Below are 12,291 nucleotides of genomic sequence, written 5' to 3'. Positions count from 1 at the left end.
TCATAGAAATTTGTTTCAATACAAACAATTCGGCCGTCGCCCAGCAACCGTTCTACTTTTGGTACACTTCCGGCTTTAAGACGCCGATAAACGGGAGGTTGCGGTATTTTTCCGCGTAATCGAGCCCATAGCCGACGACGAATTCATCGGGGACGGTAAATCCGGTGTAATCGGCTTGAATGTCCGCCTTCCGTCCAGACGGCTTGTCAAGAAGCGTGACGATTTTGATCGAATTCGCCTTCCGGTAGCGAAACAAGTCGACCAAATAGCTGAGCGTCAGCCCGCTGTCAATAATATCCTCAATGATCAAAATATCCCGTCCTTCGACGGATGTGTTCAAGTCTTTGACGATTTTCACTTCGCCGGATGAAACGGTCGCATTGCCATAGCTTGATACGTCCATAAAATCCATTTCTAAATATGTATCAATATGTTTGAGCAAGTCGGCCATAAACGGCATCGCCCCTTTGAGAACGCCGACAGCGAGCGGAAAACGGCCTTCATATTCTTTCGTTAACAAACCGCCGAGTTCTTTGACTTTTGCCTGAATTTCCTCTTCCGTGATCAACACTTTTTGAATATCGTCTTTCATCCCCATCTTTTTTCCTCCTAGCTGTTCATCGCCTGATATTGCAGCAAAATATAGCGAGCTTGCCCAAGGTTTTGCGCTTCGAAAGCCGATTTTTTCAAGCCAGGCACCCAAAGGATGCGACCGTCGGCATCTTCGACAATCGGCCAGCGATCCCTTTCCATCCGCGGAATTTTTGCTTCAATGAAAATTTCTTTCAATTTTTTTGTGCCTCCCGTCCCCTTGAGCACCATCCGGTCGCCGCGCCGACGCGTCCGCACGCGAAGCGGCAAGGAGACGGAAGCAGGATCCACGACGAACCAATCATTCCCGGCCTGCTTTCTTGGATAGTGTTCCCCAAATTCACTGATGATTGCATAGCCGTTTGGGAGGGGCAATAGCGCCGGAACCGGCAGTTCAAACCAATAGCCTTTCTCGCCGCTTTCTGCGTCAAACGTAAACAAACAGCGGTCGTACGAGCGAATCACTTTGAGCCCTTTTGGCAAATCGATCATTCCGGAAGGGCGGCCGCGCTCACAAAGCATCAGTATATGGCCGATATGTACGGAAGTCAATGTCGGCGGAACGCCGTCATAAAGACGGAGAAGCAACAGCTGCAGCACCCGGCGCTGCAGCGGTCGCGGCAGCGCCAAAAATGGTCCGATGGAAAGCGCCGCATCGCGATGTTGTTTTTCCATTACTTTATTCAGCGCGTCCGCGGCTAATTCCTCCAAAAATTGCTCATCTTCCGCCATCATTTCGCTGTATTGCTGAAACCGCTCGTGCAGGCGCGGATTTTCCTGCCGCAGCAACGGGACAATATGATGGCGGAACCGGTTGCGCGTATAATCGTCTTTTTCATTGCTCGGATCGCGGCGTGGAGACAGCTCCATCTGCCGGCAATACGCTTCAATCTCCGCCCGGCTGACAGCCAAAAACGGACGGATGAGATAGCCGCCGTGAAACGGCCGTTTGACGGGGATACCAGCGTATCCTTTGCTTGTGCTGCCGCGCACAAGCCGCATTAAAATCGTCTCGACTTGATCGTCGCCATGATGGCCTACGGCGACGTACCCCGCTTGATGCTTTTCCATTAGTTCGGCAAAAAAGCGGTAGCGGCAGATCCGCGCCGCCTCTTGGGCGCCGAGACCTGCGCTGCGCTGAAAGGCCGGGACGTCGATTTGCGCAGTCTCACATAAAATACGGCGCTCCACGCAAAAACGTTTCACAAACTCCATCTCTTCTTCTGACTCCCGCCCACGAAACATATGGTCAACATGGGCCGCTATGACCTGAAGCTTCCATTCGTCGCGCAGCGACAAAAAAACGTGCAGCAACGCAAGCGAATCCGGGCCTCCGGAGACACCAACGATGACGGCCGCTCCTTCTGAAAGCAGTTGATGCCTGTGGATAAAGGCGCGCACTTTGTCGATCATCCGAGCCAACCTCTTTGCGTTTCGTTCAGCTTCATCGTAACACGTCCGCCCTGTTTTCTCAAAACAATTACATCGCCAGCTGCCAATATATATAAAAGGCATAGGCGCCCAGCAATGCGGCGGCGATGACCACCGTTTCGACAATCCCTCTCGCTTGGCGGCGCCGTTTCACCTGCCGCCCCGACCGACGGCTTGGCACTGCCTTTCTTTCGTTTTCCGCCGATGTATGGCGGGAAGAGGCGGCCAATAAGTCGCGACGCATATCGGCCGCCTTTCGATATCGGCCGTCAAGCGCCTTTTGCAGCACCTCCTTGTATCGGGTTAAAAAGCGGTCCGTTTCGATGATGGACAACAGCTGCGCCCGACCGTCACCCTTTTTCTCAATCGGCCCCGGGCAGCAAGAAGAAATCATCACCATCGCCGCCGCAAACAAGTCGTAAGATGGCTCCGCTTTGCGCGATCCAAGCCCCCAATAGCCGCGGTCATACAGCTCAGTAAACTCTTTTACCGCCCTTCCTTGCAGCGTCGTCCCGCCCACATCAAGCAACCGAACCGACGGCGGCGACCCGGTAACGATCAAATTATCCGGCTTTAAATCCCCAAATACCCATCCTTCTTGATGAAGCCGATCAAGCACCGACAACAGCTGCATCATGAGCACGGGCGCCCATTCTTTTCCACGGCGGCGGATGAAAGCAGCGAAATTCTCCCCTTCAATATACTCCATCACATAAAACGGGATCGTCTCCCGCGCAAACGGGCTTTGCCAGTCATCGGCTTCCAGCAAAGAAGGCCCGAGGGCGGCTCCCTGGACCTTAGCAAAACGGCGCAATATATTCATTTCCGATGCCAATGACGCATAGTCATCGCTCAACTTGACGGCGACGCGAGTCCGGCCGTTCTCCGCCAAATAGACGACGCCGTTCGCCCCGCTGCCAAGCCGCCGCAGCAGCCGGTAGGAACGGCCATGCCATTTCCCAGTGATGACCGTACCAGGCGGCAAATTACAAAGACGATTCTTCGATGTATGGCTCATCGCCATCGCCGATCCAGCTCCTTAACGACCGTTTACGCTCAAAATAGGCGATTGCCTCACGCAGCGCCGGTCCGGTCGGCGTCAGCCCGCCCGACGCCAATTTCGGAAAGATGGTGGACAACTCTTCAATCCTTGGCGTCCAGTCGATCATTTTTTCGGCGTGCGCCCGTTTTCCCGGGAAGATGAACACCGAAAAGCGGTTTTCGCCCATGCGCGCATTTAAGCTGAGCGATAAATCGATGAGCGCCTCTTTGACGGTCGGCAGTTTTGTTTTCATGCTCCCGCTCGTATCGATCAAAATGAGCACATCAAGGGCAACCGTTTCCCCGAGTTCATCGACGACTTCCATCACTTGGCCGCGCTTGTCCGGCGGCAAGTCCTCAAGCGAAACGTCAGAACCAAAGATTTGTTTCAACTCGCGATTGACGAGCCCTTGCAACGTCTGAGTCATCGCTTGGCGCGTCACCATTTGCACGGTTTGCGACAGCTGTTTCGCGTACACGACTTGGCTCATCCCGCCGCCAGCCGCGGCGATCGCTTCAATTTCCCGCCGTCCGTTTTCATCCATCGCACCTTGATCCAAGATGCCGATCACGTTCACCGTAATGCCTTGCTCACGGGCTAGCGCCGCCATGGCGGCTGGGTCCTCACCATGGTTGGAGCAGCCATCGGTAATGAGCAAAATTTGCCGCAACGTTCCCTTTCGCACGTTCGTTCCCCTCCTTGGCGAATGTATTACCATCATCGCCGCAGGGGAACGTTTTTATACGCTAGCTATTGCGCCTTTTTCATATACATGTATGCCGGAATCGTCGCCCATTTCGGCGTATTGTGCCGAACTTTGGCGACAACGACGGTCATATCGTCTTCAATCTCGCCGCCGCATTGGCGAATCACTTCTTCCATGATCAAATCGGCGACTTCCTGCGGGTCGTTCGTCTTTAATTCTTGAATTTTCCGCTTCATCCAAACATCATGGTTTTCGACGTTCATCGGCCCTTCAAACACACCATCGCTCATCATAATGAGCAAGTCGCCCGATTTCAGCTGCTCGGTGACAACGTCAAATTCCACTTCTTTAATGATGCCCATCGGCAAGTTGCTCGCTTCCACTTTCATCACCTTGTCACCGCGCTTAATAAAGCTTGGCGTCGATCCGATTTTCAAAAACTTCGTCGCCGCGTTTTGCAAGTCGATGATGGCCAAATCGAGCGTCGCATACATGTCTTCTGTCGTCCGCAATGCCAAAATCGAATTGATCGATTTGATGGCAATCGACTCGTCCATTCCCGTCTGCAAAATCTTTTGCAACAGGCGCAGCGTCTCGCGGCTTTCGTCATGCGCCCGCTCCCCATTGCCCATGCCATCGCTGATGGCAACGGCGTACTTGCCGGTAGCAAGTTCAATCGTTGCATAACTGTCGCCAGAAATGAACCCCCCTCCTTTGGCGGCAAACGCGACGCCCGTTTCGACGACGAACGCTTTCGTCGAGCCGAAGGCGACGCGGCAGTAGCCGTTCGGGTAGGCGGCGCACTCTTCGCGCTTGACGACGATCGTCTCTCCTAAAATATCTGACAGCATCGGCGCGATCAGTTTTTCGCACTCACCCCGCCCTTCGCAGTAAGGAATGCTCATTTCAATATCGATATTTCCTTTTTCCAAACTGTAAATGTCGACATGGCCCACTTCGATGCCAAACTCTTGCAGCGCATGGTAAATTTGTTCTTCCTGCAAATAATGGTTTTCCTGTTCTTTCTGCATTTCTTTGGCGAAATCGTCCATCACTTGCGAAACGCCCAACAGCTGTTCAGCGACAAGCTTCCGGCTTTCGTGGATTTGCCGTTTGAGCTTGCGGTTTGCTTGATAAGCAACCATCTCTTTTTCAATCGCGTCGACGACTTTGCCGGCCTTGACGCAATACCGCTCCCACTCGCGCAGCAACTGATGGTTTTGCGACAATGTTTTTTCGTCCGCCTCGCCCATCATTTGCTTCATGTACGCATAGGTTGTACGAAAGTTGTCCGCCCAGCATTGCGTCTTCTTAAAGCACGTTTGGCACGTTTTTTCCGTGATGTCGCTCAAAAAATAGTCGACTTCACGGTCGCTGTATTCATTGGCATCCGGAAGCGGTTCGGGCGAAAAGCTTTCCGCCAGCGCCTGAAAGACGTTGGAAAACTGCGAGACGCGTTGCACCGTCATATCGCGGATTTTCCGGACGTATTGTTGTTGCTCATTGATATATTCTGCCGTGCCGGGAATGTATTTGGCGATTTTCTCCGTCAGTGAACGGGATGTACCAAAAAACAGCATAATTGCGATGCCGGATTCAAGCAACGTCGGCACAAGCTCACTCTTCCCTTCGCCGTATAAACCAAGCAACAACGTCGCGACGAGGAGGCCGAACGCCACCCCAAGTTTTTTCCCTTCCCTCAGCAACCCGCCAAGCAGCCCGGCGAAAGCAAGCAAACTCATTTCCGACAAGTTGCCGACATTTGCCAAGCTCAGTACAAGCCCGGTGACAACGCCGACGGTGGAGCCGGTCGCCGCCCCGGCGACAAACGCGAACAACAAAACGAGGTAGCGCGACATCACATGCTCAAGCGACAAACCGTACACAGCCCAACCGATCATCCCGGTCAACATCGAGGCGAGCAAAATGATCAACGAAATGATCTCTTCCGCTCGCAACGCATGTTTATGCTTCTGCACTGTCAACAACGGGATGCTTTGCATAAAAATCAAGGTCAATACAAGCGACAGCCCGGCTTCGACGACCGCCATGGCGGCGCCGTAGACCGATCGCTCTCCGAGCCAATAATAGGAGATCAGCCATTTGGCGGAAAGAGACAGCACAAACACAACAAATGGAACGATTTTCAGTGACTCACTGATCACCCTCCGCACCCATCCGTAAATAAAGAGAAAGCCAAAAATGGAAATGCCGACAAACAGCGCCACATCAAGCGACAGCGTCAAAGCACCGGCCAACAGCGAGATCAACGCAAAAGCGGCCTTGTCGCGGCGCAGCATATAGACCGAAACGAAAAATGGCAAAGCGAACGGGGTCAGCTTCGATAAAATCAACGCTCGTCCAAGCAAAAAGCCGACAAGAAGAAGCAAAAAGCCTTGATGGATGAACAGATGACCAAGGCGCAGCTTCACATGGCGCATCCAGCGCGACACCGTTGCTTGCGTGTCATGAATCGGCACTTCCGAAATGCTGCGGCGCACCGTCCCTCTTTCTACTCTTTCCATTCCCGATCCTCTCCTTTACCTTTCTATTACCCCCTATTATATAGCTTGAATTGTCAGAAATTTGTCAAAACCACAGAGAAAAATAAAAAATCGTTCGACGTTTTCCACGGCAAAACGCGGTCAACAGGCTTGTTCCGACAGAAAGAGACAAAAAAGAAAAACGAGCATGTCGCTTGATGGCGCATGCTCGTTTGCGATGACCCGTACGGGATTCGAACCCGTGTTACCGCCGTGAAAGGGCGGTGTCTTAACCACTTGACCAACGGGCCATGTTTGATTGTTGGTGGCGGTGGAGGGGATCGAACCCCCGACCTCACGGGTATGAACCGTACGCTCTAGCCAGCTGAGCTACACCGCCGTGTGACAACAGTTTATATCATAACGGAGGAGATGACGATTGTCAATACATATAGGCGGAAAATGCAGAGGGGAAATATATCCTCTTATTCCATACAGAAACAAAAAAGCATCCATAGCGACGGATGCTTGTTTCCTAATTTGTCATCCTTCAAACAATCTTTCAGCAGCAAGTTACCCTCGTCTCGCTCCACGACCTCCCCGCTTCGACTCCGTATGACGGCGCAACGATGCCAATCGGTCTTCACTCTCTTTTAAGAATCGGCTGATTTTTTGTTCTAAGCTGTCCGCCGCGGAGCGGTCGTTTGTCCGATGGCGCGGCCGCTGCGAAGAAGGCGTGTCTTTTGCTTTGCGAATGGACAGGCCAATTTTTCCATCTTGACCGACGTTGATGACTTTGACATACACCATATCGCCGACTTTCAGATGATCGTTGATGTCTTTGACATAGTTATCGGCTACCTCGCTAATGTGAACGAGTCCTGTGACCCCCTCCGGCAGCTCCACAAACGCCCCAAATTTCGTAATGCCCGTGACCTTGCCTTGTAACTTGCTGCCTACTTCAATCGACATAAAAAAAGTGCTCCTCCTTAAAACGCTTTAAAGATGGTGTTTTTTTTATTATAGCGAATGAAAAAAATGCGTGTCAATATGACGAATGCCCATAGAAAACGGGCATTCGCAGGCAAAATTATTTTTCCGGCAAGACGAAAATAATTTCTCCATCTTTCGATAAGTAATATTTTTTCCGCGCCAGCTCGGCGATATAGTCATCATCATGCAACTTTTTCATTTCCTCTTTCAGTTGCTTTTCCTTCCGTTTAAGCTCCGCAAGCTGCTCTTTCAGCTTTTGCTGTTCCGCCGTTTTTGCATCGATCGCCTTCGCTTGCGAGTGCAAGGTGTAGACAAGAGCGGAGGCGAACATCGCAAACAACAACGACCAGACAACCAAACGGACAGCGACAGCCCGCCGTCTTCTCGCCGCCTTCTGCTTTTTCTCCTCATGCTCAGCTATGTACGTCGACGACAGCTTCGTCACATTCGTTCTCCGGGGCACGTTCATCGCGTTTACACCTCTTTTACTCGCGCCATTTCGCAAACCACATGCTTATTTTCTCTTTTGTATTCTTGATTTGTCCAGCAAATCCTTTTAAACGTCGAAAAAATTTTTCCACCCCGGCTCGTCTTTGCGGCGGCACCCGCCGCCAAATCATGATGCCCGTCCAACGCAGCGGAGCAAGCAAAAGGCGGATCATCTTCCAAACAGCCAGCAGCACAAACCGAACGATCCACAACAAAAGCCGCCAAGCGAACAATAGAAGTGCCAGCGCCATTTGCCCAAGGAGGATGAGCGGGCGCATGACCATGAGGCGGAACAGCTGAACGAGCGTCTGTCCGAGTCTTACCGCAAGCCCAATGAACCACTCGAGCACCCGAACATAAAAGGAGCGGAGCAAGCTTTGATAAGCGGCATATCCGCATAAAAGCGCGAGAAACAAATAAAAGCGAAGCTCGCCTTCATTGACGAAAAGAAGCACATAAAACACGATGAGCGCCTGCACCGCCCAAAACAGCACGTCATTCACAAAGACGAGCCAGTGCGCCCGCTCATGCCGTTTCAACATCCGGCTGTACGTATCCCACGCCAGGCCAAGCCAGCCGCCCATGCCAATCATCGCCAGCATGGTGTACAGCTGTATGCTGACATTCATTTGAACAACTTGCTAAAGAATCCTTTAGCCTTCTCCTGATGGTCATCTAAATAAACGAGGTCGAAAATGCGCCCTTTAATCGAAACAACGCCTTTGTCGACATCTAAGTTTTTCATCTGCAAGTTTTGCCCGCGGATGGCCAAAAAGCCCATGACCGTCTCAAGCAAAAACTCCTCGTTGTCAAAGCTCTCGACTTGTTTCACCCCGGTGATGTCAAGAAGGCGCCGGCCGCGCATGATCACATCATGTTCCTGGACCGGACCTTTGTTCGTGCTTCCGCCAAATTCATCGTGTCGACTCATGTTCATCCCCCGCATTTCCATTTAGTATAGAAAGCCGGCAAGGCCAACCGCCTTTTCTCATCCGTTGTTTGTACCATATGTATGTCAGCGGGGGATGGTTTAGAACAAGCCTGCAGGACAAATTAGACGTCGTCTTGTTCCGGCGCCGGGGTGGTCCGTTCTTCGCGGATCAATTCGTACAGCCCGGTTGCCTCCTCTTTTTTCGTTGTTTCTTTTAGATCCGTCACTTTTACCGTTACCCGCTTTTGCCCAAATTGAATCGTCAATTCATCGCCGACTTTCACATCAGAGCTCGCTTTGGCGACATGGCCGTTGATCCACACTCTCCCTTGATCGGCGATTTCCTTCGCCAACGTGCGGCGTTTGATGAGGCGGGACACTTTTAAAAATTTATCAAGGCGCATTGCATGATCCCCCTTACCGTTCGTTTTCTTTGGCTTCTTCCCAAAAACGATCGAGTTCGGCAAGCGAAAACGAGGTGATCGATCGGCCGCTTTTTCGCACTTGTTCCTCGATATAAGCGAAACGGCGGGCAAATTTGTCGTTGGCCATTTGCAACGCTTCTTCCGGTTGAATCCCGTAATAACGGGCAAGGTTGATGAGCGCGAACAATAGATCGCCAAACTCGCCGACAAGCCGATCGCGACGGCCGCCGGACGTTTCGGCTCGAAACTCGGCCATTTCTTCTTCGACTTTTTGCCATATCGGCGCGGCATCATCCCAGTCAAACCCGACTTTCGCCGCTCGTTTCTGCAGCTCGTACGCCCGCATCGTCCCCGGCAGACTTTTCGGAATGTCGGCAAGAATCGATTCCGAAAGCCCGCCTCCTTTTTCTTTCTCCTTGATCTTCTCCCAGTTGGCAACGACTTGTTCGGCCGTCTCGGCCGTGACATCGCCAAACACATGCGGGTGGCGTCGGATCATTTTCGCCGTCAGCGTGCGGATGACGTCGTCGATCGAAAACAACCCTCGGTCGGCGCCGATTTGCGCATGGAGCATCACTTGCAGCAATACGTCGCCGAGCTCCTCGACCATATGATCATCGTCACCCTCGTCAATCGCCTCGAGCAGCTCATACGCCTCCTCAAGCAAATAGCGCTTCAGCGACGCATGCGTCTGCTTCCGATCCCATGGACAGCCGTTCGGCCCTCTCAGCGTGGCGATGACGCGGCGCAGCGTCTCAAACCGGTGGTAAAGCAACGGCTCGTCCTTCACCGGCGGCACGTAGACGCTTGTCAAGTTGTCAAGCTCCGTCTCGCGGTCCAACTCATAAAGCGGCACGCGCTTTACTTGCTCGTCCTTCGTGCCTGCCGCGGTGACAATGTAGATCGGGTAATCGTCGGGAAGCTGCTCCATCAAAGAAAGCTTCACGTTCGAGGCCACAAACGAATCGTACACTTGACAAAAAACAGCATGCAGTGAAGGCGACCATTCTTCTCCTCGAAAAGTCGTCGCATCAAGCAATTGAAACCCTTCAATTGGATCGATGCGCACCGCCGTAAACAGCGCATCCAAAAAGCTTTGACCACCTTCGATCACGATTCGGCAGACGCCGCGCCGCTCAGCTTCGAAAAGAAGCTGCACCGTCCGCTCGGCAACAAGCGGATGGCCGGGAACAGCGTAAAACACATCGCCGCGCTTCGCCTGTTCCGTCAATTGATCGACGATGTCAGCGTACACATCAGCAAACTGCTCGTGTTTTTCATACACTTCATCAAATGACGTAAACGCAATCCCTTCCTCCGTAAGCCATTTGACCACCGGGTGTTCTTTCGTCCGCAAAAAGAGCGGATGCGCCCGCTTTAGCTTTCGGTACACACCGATCGGCAGCTGTTTTACATCTCCGGCGCCGAGGCCGAACACATAAATCGTATTCATCGCCGATCACCTGCCTCCTAATCGTAGACGGAATTTATTAGCCAATGGGAAAGCTGCCAACTCCTGTTCAGAAAAAACATGTCCTTTCACAATACACGCAAGGTAAACGACAGCACCGATGGCAACGCCGCCAAGCGCCTCGGCAGCCGCCCATAGCCGCCCCTCGCTCGAGCTGTCCATCAGCCACCTATACCCATGCAAGACGACGGCCATCATAGCGGCCGCTTTCACGGTTGGGTACATGTATTTCCGGCCCGCCGTCCGATATTCACGCGGCAAAAAGGCGCATAAAAAGCCTGCCATGAGCGCATAAGCACCCGTCGTCGCCGCGGCGGCGCCAAGCGCTCCAAACCGCGGAGCAAGCCAATGCATAAGCGCGGCCTTCCCCGCCACTGCCAACGCCACGCCGGCAGCGGCCGTCCATTCCCTCCCCATTCCTTGCAATAATGCAGAGGCGGTCAACGCGATCGTAGTAAAAAAGACAGAGGAGGACAAGACGGCGAGAACCGACGAACCGTAGTCATTCTCGAACAACATCGCATTGATCGGTCGAATGAGGCAAATGAGCCCTAACGAAGCACCAAGCCCAATGACAACGGCAAGCCGGATGGACAGCGCTCCATAGGCGAAAACGGCACCTTGGCGGCGCGCTCCGGAAAGAAGTGGAACAAGCGCCAATGAAAACGACGTGCCGACGACCGTGCCGAGCTGAATGAGCGGCTGACCGCGGTCGTACACTCCTTTTAGCCGCTGCACCTCATCGAGCCTTGCCCCCGCTTCCTGTAGAAGCGGAACGAATAAAAATGAATCGACGAGTGGAATCAGCGTCAACGCCATATTCGTCAAGCAAATGACCGTCCCCGCCGTCAATAAACGCCGGCCCACCTGTCGATCCCAAGCTGGCGGCGTGCGGCCCGACGTTTTTAGGCGCCGACGCCGGGACAGGAAGAAAAGCAAAATGAAAAGCGCCGCCGCCATGCCTATTAGCGTCCCTGCGACCGCTGCCATGCCGCAAGCATAGACGTCGGCGCCGCGCTGCACCGCTCCATACGACAGCCCTAAAATCGCCGCCACCCGCACGAATTGCTCGCCAACTTGGGACGCCGCCGTCGGCGTCATATCATGCCGCCCTTGGAAATAGCCACGCAACAACGCGATGGGCGGAAACAGCAAAAACGAAAATGAAAGCAAGCGCACGAGCGGCGTAAGCCGTCCATCGCCCATCGCCGAGGCAATCACCCCCGCCCCTAGATACAGCGAAGCAAACAGGATGACGCCAAGGACGCTTAACACCAACAAGGCGACGCGCACACTAGCGGCAGCGCCCGCTTCATCCTGTCCCGCCAACCGCTCGGCGACAAGCTTCGAGACGGCAACCGGGTAGCCGGTCAGCGAGAGTGCGACGACGATGCCATAAATCGGGTATACTTGTTGGTAAATATAAAAACCAATGTCCCCGACCATATTTTGATACGGAACACGGTACAAAGCGCTTAATAGTTTTGCGGCCAAAGCGGCGGCCGTTAAGATCGCCGCCCCTTTCCATACGTTTCCCATCCAGTTTCTCCCCTCGCATAGACAACCCACTCAAACCTAGACGCCGGAGGGCAATAGAAGCCGCCAAGCGCCATGATGGCTACGCTCGATATTATAGCGCAACTTCCGCCTGTTGGACAAAGGTGATGGTCAACTCGCACGGCTTCATGCGCTGTTCCGCAAGCCAGGCGGACGAAAAAAGCAGGATGTG

General features: G+C 53.1%; 12 protein-coding genes and 2 tRNA genes. All 14 read right to left on the bottom strand.

The genetic code is table 11. The annotated features are described in order from the left end of the window. Positions 1-52: 52 nt before the first annotated feature. The 14 genes from hpt to QWV57_RS00300 all read right to left on the bottom strand — a co-directional run bounded on the left by hpt (position 53) and on the right by QWV57_RS00300 (position 12,101). Positions 53-598 carry a hypoxanthine phosphoribosyltransferase gene (hpt, locus tag QWV57_RS00365; RefSeq protein WP_012820458.1) on the bottom strand — a complete coding sequence of 182 codons (546 nt, stop codon included), beginning with the start codon at positions 596-598 and terminating at the stop codon, positions 53-55. Between the two features lie 11 nt (positions 599-609). Beyond that, positions 610-2,004, bottom strand: coding sequence for a tRNA lysidine(34) synthetase TilS (gene tilS / locus QWV57_RS00360; RefSeq protein ID WP_015373708.1), 1,395 nt, complete (start codon positions 2,002-2,004; stop codon positions 610-612). Between the two features lie 67 nt (positions 2,005-2,071). Continuing rightward, on the bottom strand, positions 2,072-3,046 hold the full coding sequence (gene prkT / locus QWV57_RS00355) for a serine/threonine protein kinase PrkT (RefSeq protein ID WP_015373707.1): 975 nt from the start codon (positions 3,044-3,046) through the stop codon (positions 2,072-2,074). Next, positions 3,009-3,749 carry a vWA domain-containing protein gene (locus tag QWV57_RS00350; protein ID WP_011229573.1) on the bottom strand — a complete coding sequence of 247 codons (741 nt, stop codon included), beginning with the start codon at positions 3,747-3,749 and terminating at the stop codon, positions 3,009-3,011. Before QWV57_RS00350 ends, prkT begins: the two co-directional genes overlap by 38 nt. A 65-nt stretch (positions 3,750-3,814) precedes the next feature. Further along, positions 3,815-6,295, bottom strand: a complete 2,481-nt coding sequence (spoIIE, locus tag QWV57_RS00345; protein ID WP_012820456.1) for a stage II sporulation protein E — start codon at positions 6,293-6,295, stop codon at positions 3,815-3,817. 197 nt (positions 6,296-6,492) lie between these two features. Continuing rightward, positions 6,493-6,564: transfer RNA gene (locus QWV57_RS00340), tRNA-Glu, on the bottom strand. 12 nt (positions 6,565-6,576) lie between these two features. Beyond that, a tRNA-Met gene (locus QWV57_RS00335) sits at positions 6,577-6,653 on the bottom strand. 173 nt (positions 6,654-6,826) lie between these two features. Continuing rightward, a complete protein-coding gene (locus tag QWV57_RS00330; protein ID WP_011229571.1) occupies positions 6,827-7,225 on the bottom strand; it encodes a S1 domain-containing RNA-binding protein in 399 nt (132 codons plus the stop codon). A 118-nt stretch (positions 7,226-7,343) separates the two neighbouring features. Next, on the bottom strand, positions 7,344-7,715 hold the full coding sequence (locus tag QWV57_RS00325; protein WP_012820454.1) for an FtsB family cell division protein: 372 nt from the start codon (positions 7,713-7,715) through the stop codon (positions 7,344-7,346). 16 nt (positions 7,716-7,731) lie between these two features. After that, entirely contained in the window at positions 7,732-8,364 is a 633-nt protein-coding gene (yabQ, locus tag QWV57_RS00320; RefSeq protein ID WP_012820453.1) for a spore cortex biosynthesis protein YabQ, read from the bottom strand. Beyond that, positions 8,361-8,666: a sporulation protein YabP gene (yabP, locus tag QWV57_RS00315; RefSeq protein WP_012820452.1), complete on the bottom strand. Its 306-nt coding sequence runs from the start codon at positions 8,664-8,666 to the stop codon at positions 8,361-8,363. Before yabP ends, yabQ begins: the two co-directional genes overlap by 4 nt. 122 nt (positions 8,667-8,788) lie before the next feature. Next, positions 8,789-9,070 carry an RNA-binding S4 domain-containing protein gene (locus tag QWV57_RS00310; RefSeq protein WP_012820451.1) on the bottom strand — a complete coding sequence of 94 codons (282 nt, stop codon included), beginning with the start codon at positions 9,068-9,070 and terminating at the stop codon, positions 8,789-8,791. Positions 9,071-9,083: 13 nt separating this feature from the next. After that, the gene (gene yabN / locus QWV57_RS00305) at positions 9,084-10,544 is read right to left on the bottom strand and encodes a bifunctional methyltransferase/pyrophosphohydrolase YabN (RefSeq protein WP_011229566.1); all 1,461 of its coding nucleotides are present in this window, start codon (positions 10,542-10,544) and stop codon (positions 9,084-9,086) included. Positions 10,545-10,550: 6 nt separating this feature from the next. Further along, positions 10,551-12,101: a putative polysaccharide biosynthesis protein gene (locus tag QWV57_RS00300; RefSeq protein WP_015373705.1), complete on the bottom strand. Its 1,551-nt coding sequence runs from the start codon at positions 12,099-12,101 to the stop codon at positions 10,551-10,553. Positions 12,102-12,291: the final 190 nt, after the last annotated feature.

The organism is Geobacillus zalihae (assembly GCF_030414215.1).
Lineage (GTDB): Bacteria > Bacillota > Bacilli > Bacillales > Anoxybacillaceae > Geobacillus > Geobacillus zalihae.
This window is presented reverse-complemented; position numbering and strand designations above follow the sequence as displayed.

Excerpts from the sequence above, each read along its gene's own strand:
- hpt (WP_012820458.1), bottom strand. The coding sequence starts at position 598 with ATGGGGATGAAAGACGATATTCAAAAAGTGTTGATCACGGAAGAGGAA.
- tilS (WP_015373708.1), bottom strand. The coding sequence starts at position 2,004 with ATGATCGACAAAGTGCGCGCCTTTATCCACAGGCATCAACTGCTTTCA.
- prkT (WP_015373707.1), bottom strand. The coding sequence starts at position 3,046 with ATGGCGATGAGCCATACATCGAAGAATCGTCTTTGTAATTTGCCGCCT.
- spoIIE (WP_012820456.1), bottom strand. The coding sequence starts at position 6,295 with ATGGAAAGAGTAGAAAGAGGGACGGTGCGCCGCAGCATTTCGGAAGTG.
- QWV57_RS00330 (WP_011229571.1), bottom strand. The coding sequence starts at position 7,225 with ATGTCGATTGAAGTAGGCAGCAAGTTACAAGGCAAGGTCACGGGCATT.
- QWV57_RS00325 (WP_012820454.1), bottom strand. The coding sequence starts at position 7,715 with ATGAACGTGCCCCGGAGAACGAATGTGACGAAGCTGTCGTCGACGTAC.
- yabQ (WP_012820453.1), bottom strand. The coding sequence starts at position 8,364 with ATGAATGTCAGCATACAGCTGTACACCATGCTGGCGATGATTGGCATG.
- yabP (WP_012820452.1), bottom strand. The coding sequence starts at position 8,666 with ATGAGTCGACACGATGAATTTGGCGGAAGCACGAACAAAGGTCCGGTC.
- QWV57_RS00310 (WP_012820451.1), bottom strand. The coding sequence starts at position 9,070 with ATGCGCCTTGATAAATTTTTAAAAGTGTCCCGCCTCATCAAACGCCGC.
- yabN (WP_011229566.1), bottom strand. The coding sequence starts at position 10,544 with ATGAATACGATTTATGTGTTCGGCCTCGGCGCCGGAGATGTAAAACAG.
- QWV57_RS00300 (WP_015373705.1), bottom strand. The coding sequence starts at position 12,101 with ATGGGAAACGTATGGAAAGGGGCGGCGATCTTAACGGCCGCCGCTTTG.